Here is a 15,063-nt window from a genome sequence, read left to right as displayed (position 1 = left end):
GGCCTAGCAGGGCTGCGGGCGCTGGAGCCCCCGGAGGAGCAGGGCGACCAGCCGGCGCGGGTCGTAGCGCGGGTCGTCGTCCCGTCCGGCGCAGAGGTTGCCGATGCCGCGCATCAACTCGTAGGCCTGCGTGCCCTGTTCGATCTCCCCGGCGGCGGCTGCCGCGTCGATCAGCTCGGCGCAGACGGGCACCAGGCGGTCCAGGAAGTAGGCGTGCAGGGCATCGAAGCCGCCCTCCGGTCGCATCGCGTTGGCCAGACCGTGCTTGGTGACCAGGAAGTCGACGAAGAGGTCGGCCCACTGACGGAGCGCCAGGAGCGGGGAATCGCAGTCGGCCAGCAGGCGTGGGCCGGCCTCGGCGCAGGCCTCGACCTGGTGGCGGTAGACCGCGACGACCAGGTCCGCCCGGGTGGGGAAGTGGCGGTAGATGGTGGCCACTCCGACGCCCGCGGCGGTCGCGATCTCGCGGATCGGCGCGTCGACGCCGGCGACGACGAAGACCTCGGCGGCGGCGTCGAGCAGCGCCTGCCGGTTGCGCTGCGCGTCGGCCCGCGCGCCTCGGGCCGGCCTGTCCTCGGGCTGGGCTGCGGTGGGCACCGAAGGGTCCTCCTGGCGGCGTACGGTCGGGGCCGTTGACTAAACGGAACAAGGTTCCGTATCGTAAATGGAACAAGGTTCCGTTTCGGCTGCCACTCTAGCCGAACCCGGACGCTCCCCGCAGCAGCGGCCCTCGAAGGGACATCCGCACCATGAGCGCACCGACCCGTCCGACCGACTCCTTCGGCCCGCCCGTTCCGGTCCTCTCCGTCAGCCCGGTCACCCTGCCGGCGCCCGGTCGGGCCGTCGACCTGGATCTGCGGGTCTCCGCACCCGTGAGCGGAGACGAACTGCCGGTCGTCCTGCTCTCGCACGGCCAGGGCCACTCCCACCACCTCTCGTCCTCGGACGGCTACGCCCCGCTCGCCCACTTCTGGGCGGCGCACGGCTTCGCCGTCATCCAGCCCACGCACCTCAGCTCGGCCACCCTGCGGTTGCCCCCGGACACCCCGGGGGCTCCGATGTTCTGGCGCTCGCGGGCCGAGGACATGTCGCTGATCCTCGACCACCTCGACCGGATCGAGGCCGCCGTCCCGCAGTTGGCCGGCCGGCTCGACCACGGTCGGGTGGCCGTGGCCGGGCACTCGATGGGCGGGCACACCGCGAGCCTGCTGCTGGGCGCCCGGCTCGTCGATCCCGAGGACGGAGTGGAGGCCGACCTCGCCGACCCCCGGATCGCGGCCGGCGTCCTGCTGGCCGCACCCGGGCGCGGCGGCGACGCGCTGACCGGGTTCGTGGCGGAGCACTACCCGTTCCTCTCCGGCACGGACTTCTCCCGGATGGCCAGGCCCGCGCTGGTGGTGGCGGGTGACCGGGACGCCTCCGCGCACCTGACCGTGGCCGGCCCCGACTGGCACGCCGACCCGTACGTGCTCTCGCCCGGCCGCAAGTCCCTGCTCACGCTGTTCGGCGCGGAGCACGGGCTCGGCGGGATCTCCGGGTACGACGTCGCCGAGACGACCGACGACAGCCCCGCCCGGGTGTCCGCCGTCCAGCGGCTCAGCTGGGCCTACCTCCGCTCCGAGCTGAACCCGGGGGACCCCGCCTGGCAGCGGGCCTGTGACGCCCTGTCAGCCGCTCCGGACCCCCTTGGACGGGTCGAATCCAAGTAGCCCGGCCGCCCTGCCCCGGCACAGCCCGGCCGCCCCTTCGAGTCCCGCCCTGTCCAGTCCCGCCCCTCCCGGGCAGGGCGGCCGGGTCAGCCGTCGGAGCGGCGGCGGGCCGCTTCGATGTGGCCGAGGTGGCGGTGGGTCCAGTCGCACATGCCGTCGATGGTCACCCGCAGGGCCCGGCCCGGTTCGGTGAGGGTGTACTCGACCCGGGGTGGGACGACGGGGTGCACCTCCCGGTGGATCAGACCGTTGTGCTCCAGCATCCGGAGGTTCTGGGTGAGCATCTTGTGGCTGACGCCCTCGACCAGGTCACGCAGTTCGCCGAAGCGCAGGGTCCGGTCCCCGAGGGCCTCGACGATCAGGAGGGCCCACTTGTTGGCGAGATCGGAGAAGATCTCGCGCGCCAGCGAATCCGCCCGCCGGAGGTCCGCGTCGTCGGGCGAGCCCGTGTACTGCTTGGTCACCATCAGGTACCCCAGTCACCGAAAAGTGCGTTCTTCCATGTCAGAGGCCACTCTCCTACGGTGACCGAGTCACCACAAGAGACCACGTCGCGGCCCCGCCGCACGGGAGGAACGCCCCATGGCCATCACCCTGCTCGACCCCGCCGGACTGCCCGAGGTCGGCGCCTACCGCCAGGTGTCGATCGCGACCGGGACCAAGCTGGTGTTCGTCGCCGGTCAGGTCGCCTGGGACGCCGACGGCGTCACGGTCGGCCCGGGTGACCTCGCCGCCCAGGTCGAACGCTGCTACCTCAACGTCGGCACCGCCCTGGCCGCGGCCGGCGCCTCCTTCGAGGACGTGGCGAAGCTGACCGTCCACGTCGTCGACTGGACCCCGGCCAAGATGCCCCTGCTGCTGGAGGGGATCGCCCGGGCGTCCGCGCGGCTGGGGATCACCCCCGTGCCGCCGGGCACGCTGATCGGCGTCGCGGCGCTGGACGTCCCGGAGCACCTGGTCGAGGTCGAGGCCACCGCCGTGCTCGACTGACCGTCCGGCGAGACCCGCTCCCGTCCCGCGCAGCAGGTCCCAGCGCTCCGTCAAGTGCGCTGCGTGGGGCGCTGGTCCGGGCGTGCGGGGCCGACCGGGCCTGCCGTCTGCGGAGGTTGGGAAGGCGGCGGATCACCGGGCTCGCACCGCTCGTGCGTCGAAGTTGCGGAGCGTCACCCCGTCGTGCCCGTGCAGCCCTGCGGGGCGGCGGAGTTGGCGTGGTTCCGGGGCCCGCGGCCGGAATCGCGCGGGAGCGGACCGCGCGGTGATTCCGTGCAGTGACGGACCTCGCCGACCCGTGCCTCCGGGACCGCCACCAGGCATGGTGGATCGGCCCGTTGCGGGTGCGGGCAGGGGTTCGTGCTCGTAGGGTCGAACGGGGGCACCGCCCGATCGGGCGATGAAATCCGTACGAGGAGGCACATCTGATGCTTACTCAGTTCCAGACCGAAACCGCTTCGGCGTCACGCAGCGCGACGCTCGCCGAGGCCGGGACGCTCGCGAGCCTGATGGTGGAGGACGAGGCCGTCGTGTCCGACGCGCCCACGTACCTGCCCGAGGCCGCCGGCGCAGTCCTGCTGGCCGGCCTGCTGCTGGCGTCTCCGAAGCCGCCGAAGGAGAAGCCGGCCCGGTAGGCCGCCGGCACCCTCGTCCCGGCGAGCGGCGACCATGCGGCACGGCGCCGCACCACGGCCGTGCCGGATTCCGTGAAGGACGTGAAGGAGGAGAGATCCACCATGCCGTTCGCCGAGACCGCGCTGCGCGACGAGTACGCCGCCGCAGTGGAGCAGTTGTCAGGCCGCACCCTCGACGCCGTGCGAGACGGCGGGGGTGCGGCCGTACCCGCCGACACCACCGGCTGGGACGGCGCCGGAGACGCGGACGGCCGTACGCGTCGTCCGCTCCTGGCCGCCGCCCGAGTGCTCGGTGCGAACCTGTTCGCCCCTCAGCTCCTCGTCGGCGCCCCGCCGGACGAGGCCACGGCCGCGCTGCTCGCCGAGGCCCGGGGGGCCCTCCCGGTACCGACCGCCGGCACCGAGGCTGGTGCCCTGGCCATCGCCTGGCAGGACTGGGCGGCCCGGAGCGTCCTCGCCGCCACGCCCCACGCCGACACCGGGGCAGCCACCCCGCCACCGCCGGCACCGCCCGGACCGGCGGACCTCGGCTGGCAGGTCTGGTCCGTCCGGATGGCCCAGCTGTCCGTCCTGGCCCTGCCCGGCCTCGACGGCGCCGTACACGACGCGGCCCGGGCCCACACCCTGGACCTGGCCCGGGGCACCGTCCGCGCCATGCTGCGGCGTGACCCCACCACCGCCGTCCGGCTGGCCCGCTGGCTCGCCTGGGCGCAGGCCGACGGCCGGCCGGTCCGGCTGGAGGTCGAGCCGGTGCTGGACCGGATCGGCTTCGTCGGCGACGGCACCGCCCGGTCCGGACTCGAACTCGCCGTCGCCCGCAGCCTGTTGAAGGGGGCCCAGCGATGACCGACACCCAGGTACTGGCCACCGCCCAGCAACTCGGCTCGCGGGCCCTGGCCTGGCTGCACACCGGCCAGCTCGGCGGCTTCGACCGGATCGAGGACAACACCATCATCGACCTGGCCGACCCGAACGACGTCTACAAGCCGCTCTGCGAGGCCGCGCTCGCCGCCTCGCTGATCCTCCGCGACGGCGTCACCGGCGCGCACGACGCCCGGCTCGCGCGCGAGCTGCTGGAGGCGTCCTGGGCCCAACTGCGCTGCGGCGACCTGCTGTACGAGCGACAGCTGCGCCACGTCACGGTGATCGATCCGCTGGAGACCTACGCACACTTCGCCCGGGTCGGCTACCGGCACCACGCCATGGACGAGTTGCTCGAATCCCTGGGCAGGCTCCGTTCCGTGCACGCCGTCGAGATCCCCGGCAACCGGCAACTCGCCCTGGCCAACGCCCGCCGGATCGCCGGGCTCAGCCCCGCCCCGGACTGGCCCGCACTCGCCCGGGCCACCTGGCTCGGCGCGCTCTCCGAGCCGTGGACCATCGCCTGGGTGATCGGCTACCACGTCACCCACACGGTGTTCCACCTCACCGACTGGGGTGCTCGGCCCGACTGTCTGCCCGAGCCGATGCACGCGTACCTGCGGGACTGGCTGCCGGTCTGGCTCGACGTCTGGCTGGAGACCGAGCAGTGGGACCTGGCGGGCGAACTGCTCATCGTGGACTCCTGCATCGGGGAGCCGGTCACCGGCCGGGTCGGCTGGGACGCGCTGGCCGCCGTCCAACAGCCGGACGGGCTCATTCCGCGCGACGGCGCGACCCCGCTGACCTACGACGATCCCGAGGACACCTTCCGCGAGCACGAACACACCGCCGTGGTGGGCGTGGTGGCCGCCACGGTCGCGCTCTCCCGCGCCCTCGGCGGCGCGCCGGTCGCCGCGTGAACGCACTCGACCGCGTCCTCGGTGAGGCGGTGCGCGCCGCCGGCCCCCACGCCAGCGCGGTCACCTTGGCCGTCACGTGCGGGGAGCGGGAGTGGATCCGGTGCCACGGACGGACGGCGTGGGAGCCGGGAGCACCACCGTGCACACCGGCCACCGTCTTCGAACTCGGCTCGGTCTCCAAGACGTTCACCGCCCTGCTGCTCGCCGAGCTGGCCACCCGGGGCGAACTCGCCCTGGACGACCCGGTGGAGCGACGGCTGCCCCCGCACTGGAGGCCGGCCCGGTCCGGCTCCGCCCGGCCGATCCGTCTGCTCCACCTGGCCACCCACACCTCGGGGTTGCCGAGGCTGCCACCGGGGCTGCTGCTGAGCGCGCTGCCGGACTGGTTCGGCAACCCCTACGCCACCTTCGACGACCGGCGCCTGGCGGGGGCACTGGCCCGAACCACCGTGCACGGCACGCCCGGTAGCCGGTACCGCTACTCCAACTACGGGGTCGGCCTGCTCGGCCGGCTGCTCGCCGAGACCGGTGGGCTGCCGTACGGGGAGCTGCTCGCCGAGCGGATCGGCCGGCCGCTGGGTCTCGCCGCCACGGGGTGCCGGCCGGACGCCCCGGAGTTGGCGGTCGGCTACCGCCACCGACGGGCACGACCGCCGTGGCTGATCCCCGGCCTGCCGGGCGCGGGAGCGGTGCGGTCCTCCGGGGCCGACCTGACGCGCTACCTGCGGGCCCACGCCGAAGGCCGCAACGGCCGGTTGGGCGCTGCCCTGGCGGAGGTCCAGCGGCTGCGACTGCGGCTGCCCGGCTCGACGGACCGACTCGGCCTGGTCTGGATGCACCGGCGCTCCGGGGACCGGGACCTCTACTTCCACACCGGCGGCACCCGGGGCTTCACCAGCTTCGTCGGCTTCTCCCCGCAGGGCCCGACCACGGTCGCTGCGCTGGCCAACACCGGGCCCGCGCTGGACGGGCGCTTCGTGCAGGCGGGCTACGAACTGCTGCGGGCCGCCGCCGGCCTGGAGGAGGGGCTGCCGCCCCGGTAGGGTCTGGCGCTCGCGAACCGAGCAGGCGCGGTCCGGGCCGCCCACGGGCGGGAGGAGGCTGCGGCGACGCCCGCCCGAGCGGCGGGGTCGAGGGGCGGAGTCGAGGGGTGGGGCACAGCTTCCCCCTTCGGGGAGGCGGCCTCTGGCGGGTGCGAACTCCCGTACCGGGCAGCGGAGTCGGACGGCCCGGTACGGGACGCGAGGGAGGCAGGTGCGCCGGAGGTGGGTACGCCGCCGGATCAGTCCGTGCGGGGCAGACACTCGGCGAGCAGGGCGACCACGTCACGCCAGGCCCGCTCCGCGTGCCTCGGGTGGTAGCCGACTCCGGGCGGTGTGGCGTGGTCGACCGTGGGGTGATGGAAGGCGTGCAGGGCCCCGCCGTACACCACGAGGCGCCAGTCCACCCCTGCCGCCTGCATCTCTGCGGTGAACGCCTCCCGTTGTGCGGGCGGCATGATCGGGTCCTCCGACCCGACCCCGGCCCAGACCGGGCAGCGGATGCGGGCCGCCTCGCCGGGGCGGCCCGTGGTCAGGGCGTTGACCGTCCCGATCGCCCGCAGGTCGACACCGTCACGGCCGAGCTCGAGGGCGATCGCGCCGCCGGTGCCGTAGCCGATGGCGGCAGTGCGGTCGAGGTCGGCCCGGGGCTCGGCCCGCAGCACGTCGAGCGCGGCGTGGCCGATGGCCCGCATGCGGTCGGCATCGGCGAGCAGCGGCAGGCAGCGGGCCAGCATCTCCTCGGGGTCCGACAGGTAGCGTCCGCCGTGGAGGTCGAAGGCCAAGGCCACGTAACCGAGTTCGGCCAGGGCCTCGGCCCGTCGGCGCTCGACGTCGCTGAGCCCCATTCCCTCGGGGCCGATCAGGACTGCGGGCCTGCGCCCGGTGCCGGCCGGGAGCGCGAGGTGTCCGATCATCGTCAGGTCGTCGGCCGGGTACTCGACCGTGCGGGTGGTCACCGTCGTCATGGAAACCGACGGTAACGGCTGCTGTGCCGCTCTGGGCGGTGTTCACCGATGGCTGACAGCAGCCCCGGCCCGGACGAGGTCGGGTACGACCCGGGCCGCACCGTCCGCCGCGCGTCCACCGGACCGGCGCACGGAGGCGGACGCGGGTGCGGCCTTGAGGCGGCGGACGGTCCGTGGCAGGCTCCTGCCGCATGATCGATGCATTCGCGAAGGAGAGCCTGCACGGCAGACTGCGCAGGGACCGTGAGGCGCTGCTCTGGAAGCTGGACGGCCTGTCCGAGTACGACGTCCGCCGGCCCCTGACGCGGAGCGGGACCAATCTGCTCGGTCTGGTGAAGCACCTGGCCACCGTCGAGGCGAGGTACTTCGGGGAGGTCTTCGGCCGCCCTTCCCCGGAGGCGCTGCCCCGGTGGCAGGACTCCGACGGCAGCGATCAGTGGGCGGCCGAGGGCGAGACCCGTGACCGGATCGTCAGGTTCTACCGGCGCGCGTGGGAGTACTCGGACGCCACGATCGACGGGCTTCCCCTCGATGCACCCGGCCACGTGCCGTGGTGGCCGGAGCCGCGGCCCAACACCAACCTGTTCGCCGTCCTGGTCCACGTCCTCGGTGAGACGAACCGGCATGCCGGGCACGCCGACATCCTGCGGGAGGGCCTCGACGGCCGGACCGGGATGCGTCCCGAGCACCGGCAGCAGGACGACGAGGATGCCCGGGCGGTGCGGTGGGCCGGGATCGAGCGGGCTGCCAGGGCGGCCGGGTCGATCGCGCCGTAGCAGTCCGGCACCGCTCTGCGGCGCAGGACCCGACGGGGTGTCAGGCCGCGTGGCTACGGTGGGGCGCATGCGATCACTGATCACCGTGCTGCGGGAGAACGAGGACGCCGGGGAGTACCTGGCCTGGCCGGGGGACCTGGAGCTGGGCCGGAGCGAGCACGTCGAGGAGGTGCACCTGGCGTCCGGTGCCCGGTTGGAGGGGTTCGCCGGGGACGGGGCCGGGGGGACGTACTTCTTCTGCGGTGAGGGCGGGGAGGAGCGGCCGGTGCTGCACGCCGACTCCGAGGGGCGGGCGGGCCTGATCGCGGTCGGGCTGCCGGAGCTGCTGCGGCTGCTGCTGGTGGTGCCGTGGTGGCGGGACTGCCCCGGCTTCACGGTGGAGGAGAGCGCGGCGGCGGCGGTGGAGTACCTGGCGGACGAGCCGGACCTGATCGCCGGGCGCGAGCGGGCCGCCGAGGCGCTCGGGCTGGCGCTGCCGTCCGAGGCGGAGGTGCTGGCTCGGTTGCGGGAGGTGGTCGGGGGAGCGGGGGAGGAGTTCCAGCTGGTCTTCACGCCCGAGGGCACGCTGTACGAGCCGCTGTTCGCTCGCTGAGCCGGACTGAGCCGGACTGAGCCGGACTGAGCCGGGCTGAGCGGGAGTGAGCGGGAGCGAGCCGGACTGAGCCGGACTGAGCGGCGTGGCTCACGGGTGGCCCTGGTGCGGTTCGGGTGGCGGGCGCGGCCGATCGGGGTCGGTGCCGCAGACCGGGCAACTGACCGGCGGGAGCCGGCTGGAGGGATGGTCCGGGCTGCGGGTTCGTTCCGGCGGGTGGTGGCGCCGTCGCGGTCGGAACCGACGCACCGTCAGCCGCCCGTGGCCGTGCGGGCGGGGGCGGCTGACGGGCGGGGGCGGACGCACCGCCCTGCCTCCGTGGTGCTGCGGGCAGCGGCGCGTCCGCGGGGAGGGCGGTGGTCAGGTGGCGGGGCGGGTCTCCGGGAGGGCGGGGATGCCGGCCGCGCTGGGGAGGATATAGGTGTGCGGGTGGGTGGCGAGGTAGTCCTCGTCCACCTTGCCGGTCAGGACGCCGACCACCACGCCCGCGCCCGCGTTGGTGCCGGCCTGGAGGTCCACGGCGGTGTCGCCGGCGGCCAGCACGGTGCGGACGTCGAGGACGCCGGTCTTCTCCATCGCGCGGTGGATCAGGTAGGGCGCCGGCCGGCCCCGGCCGACCTCGTCGGAGGTGACCACGGCGTCGAGGTTGCCGCCCTCGCCGGTGGACCAGCCGATGGCGGCCAGCAGCGGGACGGCGACGTCGTCGCTGAAGCCGGTGGTGAGGGCGACCTTGATGCCCCGGGCGCGCAGCTCGGCGAGGGCCTGCTCGACCCCGGGCAGCGGCTGCGGCGGGTGAGCGAGGTACGCCTCGCGCAGGTACGCGGCGAAGGCCCGGTAGCTCTCCTCGACCAGCTCGGGGGTGGGGGTGCCGCCGCCGAGGCGGACCAGGGCGTCGATGGCCTCGCGCTTGTCGGTGCCCATCCAGGTCTGCAGGTCGTCGTCGGCGACGGCGACGCCGTTGCGCTCCACGGCCGCGCGCAGGGCCCGGTAGACCGCGCCGGCCTCGTCGATGGTGGTGCCGGCCATGTCCAGTACGGCGAGCTCGATCACGGTGTCAGTCCTCTTCGGTGCGGTAACGGCCGGCGGTGGTGCGGCCTTCGATGGTGTTCTCGATGGTGAAGGTGGCCATCGCGGGCAGGTAGCGGTCGTCGCCGTACTCCATCGGCTCGCCCTCGCTGGAGGAGGTGACCCGACGCACCCTCAACAGCGGTGCGCCGGGCGGGACCTGGAGCAGCCCGGCGTCGTCCGGGCCGGCCGCGATGGCGTCGATGGTGTGACGGGCGCGATACAGGTCGACGCCGCGACGGAGCAGCTCGGCGTTGACCGAGCCGGAGTCGGGGTCGAAGTCGTAGAGGTGGCGGCCGACTTCGGTGACCAGGCTGGAGCGCTCCAGCATCGCGGGGACGCCGTCGAGCAGCCGCAGCCGGACCAGCTCGACCACGAAGTCCTCCTCGCCGAGGCCGAGCCGGGCGGCCGCCGCGGGGGAGGCCCGGCGGCGGGCCACCTCGATGGTGCGCTGACCGGGCTCCCGGCCGATCGACTCGGCCCACTGGGTGAAGGACAGGAAGGTGGCGAAGGGCTGGGAGGGCGTGGTGCGGCGGGCCACCGGGGGCTTGCCCCGGCCGCCGACCAGGCTGCCCTCGCGGCGCAGCGTGGCGAGGGCCTGGCGGACCGGCCCCCGGGAGACGCCGAACTCGGCGCACAGGTGGGACTCGCTGGGCACGGGATCGCCCTCGGGCCACTCGCCGCTGCTGATCCGGCGCAGGAACTCGGTACTGAGCCGCTGGTGCAGCGGACCGTCCGTACTTGTCTTCACAGGTTGACTATGACACGCCGCCAGATGATTCCCAAGGCCTACCTCCTCGGCTCTCCTGCGGGTGAACGGCAGGTGGCTCGGCGATGAGCGGCCGGTATCTTGTCTATACATGTCTTGACAGGGGTGTGGCTCCGAGGCGAGTCTGAGCGTCATGAGCACTGCACCCTCCGACCTGGTCGTCGTGGGGGCCGGCATCGTCGGTCTCGCGCACGCATTCGAAGCCCTCGCCCACGGGCTGTCCGTCACCGTCGTGGAACGCGACCGACGCCCGGTGGGCGCCTCCGTCCGCAACTTCGGACACTGCTGCGTCGGCGCCCAGGACGGTGACCTGCTCGACCTCGCCAGGCTGTCCCGGAAGGGCTGGCTGCGGGCCGCCGCTGCCGCCGGCTTCTGGGCCCGGGAGGCCGGGGCGCTGGTGGTCGCGCGGTCCGAGGCCGAGGCGGCCGTGCTGGAGGAGCTGCACGCCGACCGGGGCGGGGAGGTGGTGCAGCTGCGCAGCGCCGCCCGGACGGCCGAGACGCTGGGCCGGCCGGTGGCCGGTCGCGCGGTACCGGGCCGGGCGACGTCGGGTGACGTGGTCGGCGGTGCGTTCCTCCCCGAGGACCTGCGGGTGAACCCGCGCGAGGCCGCGCCCGCGCTGGCCCGCTGGATCGCCGAGCAGCCGGGCGCCGAGATCCGCTGGGGCACCAACGTCACCGGTGTCGAGCCGGGCACCGTGCACACCAGCCGGGGCCCGGTGCACGGACGGCAGATCCTGGTCTGTGTCGGTCACGACCTCGACCACCTCTTCCCGGAGCCCGCCGAGCGCCACGAGGTCCAGCGCTGCCGGTTGAACATGGCCCGGGTCACGGCGCCGGCCGGCTTCCGCACCGACGCGTCGGTGCTGACGGCCACCTCGATGCTGCGCTACGACGCCTTCACCCGGCAGTCCTCCGCCGCCCGCCTGCGCGAGGAAGTGCTCGGCCACAGCCCGGAGTTGCTGGAGATCGGGGCCAACGTGATGTTCACCGGCCTGCCGGACGGCACCCTGCTGGTCGGCGACTCGCACCACTACGACGACACCACGCCGCCGTTCCTCGACGAGCGGGTCTCCCGGCTGCTGCTCGACGCGGTCGCCGACGTGCTCGGCGTCGCGCGGCTGGAGGTGCTCGAACGCTGGCAGGGCGTCTACGCCAACAGCCGCCGGGGCCCGCTGCTGGTCCGTGACCTCGCCCCCGGCGTGCGGGCCCTGACGGTCACCTCCGGTGTCGGGATGACGCTCTCCTTCGGCCTCGCCGCCCGCACCTTCGCCGGCACCCTGGAGCCGACCCCGGCCTGACGGGCCGCCGGCTCCTACCCCGGGCCTGGCCGTCACCCGGCCCGGCCGCCACCCGCCCCGGTCCGGGCAGCGGCACGGGCGGCCGGGGTCAGGCTCCGCCGTCGGGCCAGCCGAGCAGCCGGGCGCCGAGCGCGGCGGTCTGCAGGGTGTAGCGGTGCATCGGGTCGGCGGGGTCGAAGCCGGTGAGCTGTTCGATCCGCTCCAGACGGTACGTCAGCGCCCGGACGCTCAGACGCAGTCGGCGGGCGGCCTCGGCCGCGACGCATCCGGAGTCGAAGTAGGCCGACAGGGTCTCCAGCAGGGGGCCCGCCCCGCCCCGGGCCTCCCGGAGCGGACCCAGCGCGTTCAGCACCAGGTCGGCGAGCGCCTCCCGGTCCCGGGCGAGCACCGGGAAGACCAGCAGGTCGGCGGCGCGCAGCACCGGGCCGGCCAGGTCCATCCGCTCGGCCAGGTCCAGTACGCCGAGGGCCTCCTCGTAGGAGTGCACGACGCCGCCCGCCCCCGGGTGCGGGCGGCCGACGGCCACCGTGCCCGAGCCGAGGGCGGCCCGGGCCTGCTCGGCGAAGTGGGTCAGCACGTCGTCCTCGTCCCCCGGGGCGACGCAGACCAGCCGGCCCTCCTTGGTGGTGAGCAGGATGCGGCGGCTGCCGAAGCGGCCGATCAGGGCCTCCTCCACCCGGCGGGTGACGGGATCGCCGTCGGACTGGACCGCCGGGCCGCGCGCGACGGCCACCGCGTGCGTCCCGGAGAGCAGCAGGCCGAAGCGGCGGGCGCGCTCCGCCAGCCGGCCCAGGTCGCTGCGCCCGGACAGCAGGTCGTCGACGAACTCGCGCCGGGCGGTCTCCTGCTGACGCACCGCCAGCCGCTGGGCCCGCTCGTGGCCCTCGGCGAAGGCGTCCACCACCTGTTCCAGCGCGGCCAGCACGTCGGGTGCCCGGCCCGGCCCGGCCGACGCCGGCCAGGCCGTCCGGGCGACGGCCAGGTGGGCCCGGACGGTGGCGCGCAGGCCGTGCCCGGCCTCGGCGGCCAGCTCGCCCGCGAGCCGGCAGGCGGCCAGCTCGTCCCGGTTCGGCCGGCGGCCGGTCGCGGCCACCTCCGCCAGCAGCCGGGCGCACCCGTCGAGATGGTCCTCCAGCATCGTCCCGCCCATCGCACCCGCCTCCGTCCGTCTGCCGTACCCCGGAAGTATCCGGGAGCACCGCCCCGGTCGGCCAGCCCCGCCCTATGCCCTGCGGCCTGGGGACGGAGGCTGCCGTGACGCGGCATCAAGAACGCGTAAAGACTGCCGGATTCCGGCAGTGCAATCCGGCGGCCGTCCTGCGAGCATTCCCTCCGACGGGGGATGACACGGGGGACGACCGGAGAGGGGGCGGGCGATGGCGGTGTTCCTGGGCCTCGGCCTGGCGGGGATCGTGGTGCTCGCCCTCTCCCTGGTCCTGGACGGAGTGCTGGACGGCCTCCTGCACGGCCCCTGGGCCGGTCTGCTCTCGCTGCCGGTGGCGGCCGGAGCCCTGTCGATGTTCGGCTTCGGCGCGGCCCTCGTGCTGGGCACCACCGGGCTCGGCACCGTCGGTGCGGTCCCGGCGGGCGTCCTCGCCGGTACCGTGACCGGCTGGCTGACCCGACGCTTCGACCAGGCACTGCGGCGGAGCCGCAGCGCGGTCACCCCACGGACCGAGCACCTGCTCGGGACGGTGGGCACCGTGGTCACCGCGATCCCGGCGGGCGGCTTCGGCGAGGTGCTGCTGCGGGCCGGGGGCCAGCCCGTCAAGTTCGCGGCGCGCAGTGCCGTCCCGGTCGAACGGGGCGCCGAGGTCTGGGTCGAGGCGGTCTCCTCCAGCACCTCGGTCACGGTCCGCAGCGTCCGGCCCTGACCCGGTCCGGCCCGTACCGTTCCCGGGCCGATCCGTCCGTACCCACCTCCGGGGTTTCCGGAGGGAACCAACTGCCGCCCCACCGGGGCAAGGGGGACAGCCCGTGAGTCCAGTCGTCGCCGCCGTCACCGGAGTGCTCGTCCTCCTGGTGCTGCTCGTCCTCACCGTGGTCACCAGGTACAAAGTGGCCAGCCCGAGCCAGGCGTTCATCATCACCGGCCGTCGGGGCCGGAGCTCCACCGATCCGGAGACCGGGCGGGTGAGTACCGACAACAGCGGCCAGAAGGTGGTGGTCGGCGGCGGGGTCTTCGTGGTGCCGTTCGTCCAGCAGCGCTTCACCCTCGACCTGTCGAGCCGTCACATCCCGGTCGCGGTGCGCGGCGCCGTCACCCTGCGCGGGGTCAAGGCCAACCTCGACGGCGTCGCCATCGTCAAGGTCGGGGGCAACGAGGACGCGATCCGGGCCGCCGCCCAGCGCTTCCTCCAGCAGCAGGACGGCATCGTCGGCTTCACCCAGGAGGTGCTGTCCGGCGCGCTGCGCGCCATCGTCGGCCGGATGTCGGTGGAGGACGTGATCCGGGACCGGGCCGCGTTCGCCGGGCAGGTCGCGGAGGAGGCGGAGGCCAGCCTCTCCGGGCAGGGCCTGGTGCTGGACGCCTTCCAGATCCAGGACATCACCACCGAGGGCTCCTACCTGGAGGACCTCGGCCGGCCGGAGGCCGCCCGGGCCAAGCAGGAGGCCGACATCGCCGAGGCCAACGCCCGGCGCGCCTCGGAGCAGGCCCGGCTCAAGGCCGCCGAGGAGATCGCCGTCGCGGAGCGCACCTTCTACCTCAAGCAGGCCGAGATCCGGGTCGAGACCGAGGCTGCGGCGGCCAAGGCGAACGCGGCCGGCCCGCTCGCCGAGGCCGCGCGCCAGCAGGAGGTCCTCACCGAGCAGGAGAAGGTGGCCGAGCGGCAGGCCGCGCTGACCGACCGTCAGCTGGACACCCAGGTCCGCAAGCCCGCCGACGCGGCCCGCTACCAGGCCGAGCAGGAGGCCGAGGCCCGCAAGGTCGCCCTGGTCAAGGAGGCCGAGGCGGAGGCGGAGCGGGCCCGGCTCACCGGTCTGGGCGAGCAGGCGCACCGGGCGGCGCTCGCCGAGGCGGTCCGGATCGAGGGCGAGGCCGGTGCGTCCGCGATCGCCGCCCGGGGCCTGGCCGAGGCCGAGGCGATGCGGAAGAAGGCGGAGGCGCTCGCCGGGTACGGTGACGCGGCGGTGATCCAGATGCTGGTCGAGGCCCTGCCGCAGGTGGTCGGCAAGGCGGCCGAGCCGCTGAGCGCGATCGACAAGCTGACGGTGATCTCCACCGACGGGGCCGGCCAGCTCGCCCGGACGGTCACCGACAACGTCGCCCAGGGGCTCGAACTGCTCAACGCGACCACCGGCGTCGACCTGGCCGGACTGCTCAAGGGCGTGACCGGCGGCGCGGCCCGCCGCCCGGCGCCCACCCCGGACGGCACCGCCGCCCCCGCCGTGACGGAGCGCGTCGAGATCGAGCCCGCCGGCTGACCGCTGCCGCGC

The 15,063-nt window shown here is 74.6% G+C and carries 17 protein-coding genes; 11 read left to right on the top strand and 6 right to left on the bottom strand.

Going from position 1 to position 15,063, the window contains the following annotated elements; translation table 11 throughout:
* Positions 1-3 precede the first annotated feature (3 nt).
* Complete coding sequence (locus tag ACIRBX_RS24675; protein ID WP_402299497.1) at positions 4-597, bottom strand: TetR/AcrR family transcriptional regulator; 594 nt, start codon at positions 595-597, stop codon at positions 4-6.
* Between the two features lie 152 nt (positions 598-749).
* Between ACIRBX_RS24675 and ACIRBX_RS24670 the strand changes: the two genes are divergently transcribed.
* Positions 750-1,709 carry an alpha/beta hydrolase family protein gene (locus tag ACIRBX_RS24670; RefSeq protein WP_402299496.1) on the top strand — a complete coding sequence of 320 codons (960 nt, stop codon included), beginning with the start codon at positions 750-752 and terminating at the stop codon, positions 1,707-1,709.
* An 86-nt stretch (positions 1,710-1,795) separates the two neighbouring features.
* Here ACIRBX_RS24670 and ACIRBX_RS24665 read toward each other — a convergent pair whose 3' ends face one another.
* Positions 1,796-2,176, bottom strand: a complete 381-nt coding sequence (locus tag ACIRBX_RS24665; RefSeq protein WP_402299494.1) for a winged helix-turn-helix transcriptional regulator — start codon at positions 2,174-2,176, stop codon at positions 1,796-1,798.
* 115 nt (positions 2,177-2,291) lie between these two features.
* Between ACIRBX_RS24665 and ACIRBX_RS24660 the strand changes: the two genes are divergently transcribed.
* The 5 genes from ACIRBX_RS24660 to ACIRBX_RS24640 all read left to right on the top strand — a co-directional run bounded on the left by ACIRBX_RS24660 (position 2,292) and on the right by ACIRBX_RS24640 (position 6,158).
* A complete protein-coding gene (locus ACIRBX_RS24660; RefSeq protein ID WP_402299493.1) occupies positions 2,292-2,699 on the top strand; it encodes a RidA family protein in 408 nt (135 codons plus the stop codon).
* A 428-nt stretch (positions 2,700-3,127) separates the two neighbouring features.
* Entirely contained in the window at positions 3,128-3,334 is a 207-nt protein-coding gene (locus ACIRBX_RS24655; RefSeq protein ID WP_350645281.1) for a hypothetical protein, read from the top strand.
* Positions 3,335-3,415: 81 nt separating this feature from the next.
* A complete protein-coding gene (locus tag ACIRBX_RS24650) occupies positions 3,416-4,180 on the top strand; it encodes a hypothetical protein (RefSeq protein WP_402299492.1) in 765 nt (254 codons plus the stop codon).
* Positions 4,177-5,115: a DUF6895 family protein gene (locus ACIRBX_RS24645; protein ID WP_402299491.1), complete on the top strand. Its 939-nt coding sequence runs from the start codon at positions 4,177-4,179 to the stop codon at positions 5,113-5,115. Before ACIRBX_RS24650 ends, ACIRBX_RS24645 begins: the two co-directional genes overlap by 4 nt.
* A complete protein-coding gene (locus tag ACIRBX_RS24640) occupies positions 5,112-6,158 on the top strand; it encodes a serine hydrolase domain-containing protein (protein WP_402299489.1) in 1,047 nt (348 codons plus the stop codon). Before ACIRBX_RS24645 ends, ACIRBX_RS24640 begins: the two co-directional genes overlap by 4 nt.
* 239 nt (positions 6,159-6,397) lie before the next feature.
* Here ACIRBX_RS24640 and ACIRBX_RS24635 read toward each other — a convergent pair whose 3' ends face one another.
* On the bottom strand, positions 6,398-7,123 hold the full coding sequence (locus ACIRBX_RS24635) for a dienelactone hydrolase family protein (protein ID WP_402299487.1): 726 nt from the start codon (positions 7,121-7,123) through the stop codon (positions 6,398-6,400).
* A 191-nt stretch (positions 7,124-7,314) separates the two neighbouring features.
* On the opposite strand from ACIRBX_RS24635, the gene ACIRBX_RS24630 reads away from it, so the two are divergent.
* Complete coding sequence (locus ACIRBX_RS24630) at positions 7,315-7,899, top strand: DinB family protein (protein WP_402299486.1); 585 nt, start codon at positions 7,315-7,317, stop codon at positions 7,897-7,899.
* 67 nt (positions 7,900-7,966) lie between these two features.
* Positions 7,967-8,491: a hypothetical protein gene (locus tag ACIRBX_RS24625; protein ID WP_402299485.1), complete on the top strand. Its 525-nt coding sequence runs from the start codon at positions 7,967-7,969 to the stop codon at positions 8,489-8,491.
* A gap of 360 nt (positions 8,492-8,851) precedes the next feature.
* On the opposite strand, the gene ACIRBX_RS24620 is transcribed toward ACIRBX_RS24625, so the two are convergent.
* Together ACIRBX_RS24620 and ACIRBX_RS24615 are read right to left on the bottom strand one after the other, a co-directional pair.
* Positions 8,852-9,541 (bottom strand): phosphonatase-like hydrolase, encoded by a 690-nt coding sequence (locus ACIRBX_RS24620; RefSeq protein WP_402299483.1) that lies wholly within the window; start codon positions 9,539-9,541, stop codon positions 8,852-8,854.
* Positions 9,542-9,545: 4 nt separating this feature from the next.
* Positions 9,546-10,307, bottom strand: coding sequence for a GntR family transcriptional regulator (locus ACIRBX_RS24615; protein WP_402299482.1), 762 nt, complete (start codon positions 10,305-10,307; stop codon positions 9,546-9,548).
* A gap of 151 nt (positions 10,308-10,458) precedes the next feature.
* On the opposite strand from ACIRBX_RS24615, the gene ACIRBX_RS24610 reads away from it, so the two are divergent.
* Positions 10,459-11,625 (top strand): TIGR03364 family FAD-dependent oxidoreductase, encoded by a 1,167-nt coding sequence (locus ACIRBX_RS24610; protein WP_402299480.1) that lies wholly within the window; start codon positions 10,459-10,461, stop codon positions 11,623-11,625.
* A gap of 88 nt (positions 11,626-11,713) precedes the next feature.
* On the opposite strand, the gene ACIRBX_RS24605 is transcribed toward ACIRBX_RS24610, so the two are convergent.
* The gene (locus ACIRBX_RS24605) at positions 11,714-12,763 is read right to left on the bottom strand and encodes a PucR family transcriptional regulator (RefSeq protein ID WP_402299885.1); all 1,050 of its coding nucleotides are present in this window, start codon (positions 12,761-12,763) and stop codon (positions 11,714-11,716) included.
* Positions 12,764-13,001: 238 nt separating this feature from the next.
* Here ACIRBX_RS24605 and ACIRBX_RS24600 point away from each other — a divergent pair, with 238 nt between their 5' ends.
* Positions 13,002-13,499 carry a hypothetical protein gene (locus ACIRBX_RS24600; RefSeq protein ID WP_402299479.1) on the top strand — a complete coding sequence of 166 codons (498 nt, stop codon included), beginning with the start codon at positions 13,002-13,004 and terminating at the stop codon, positions 13,497-13,499.
* Positions 13,500-13,602: 103 nt separating this feature from the next.
* Positions 13,603-15,051, top strand: a complete 1,449-nt coding sequence (locus ACIRBX_RS24595; RefSeq protein WP_402299477.1) for a flotillin family protein — start codon at positions 13,603-13,605, stop codon at positions 15,049-15,051.
* The last annotated feature ends 12 nt before the right edge of the window (positions 15,052-15,063 follow it).

The organism is Kitasatospora sp. NPDC096147 (genome assembly GCF_044763225.1).
Taxonomy (GTDB): domain Bacteria; phylum Actinomycetota; class Actinomycetes; order Streptomycetales; family Streptomycetaceae; genus Kitasatospora.
The sequence above is the reverse complement of the archived record's forward strand: the minus strand, read 5'-3'. Positions and strand labels throughout refer to the sequence as shown.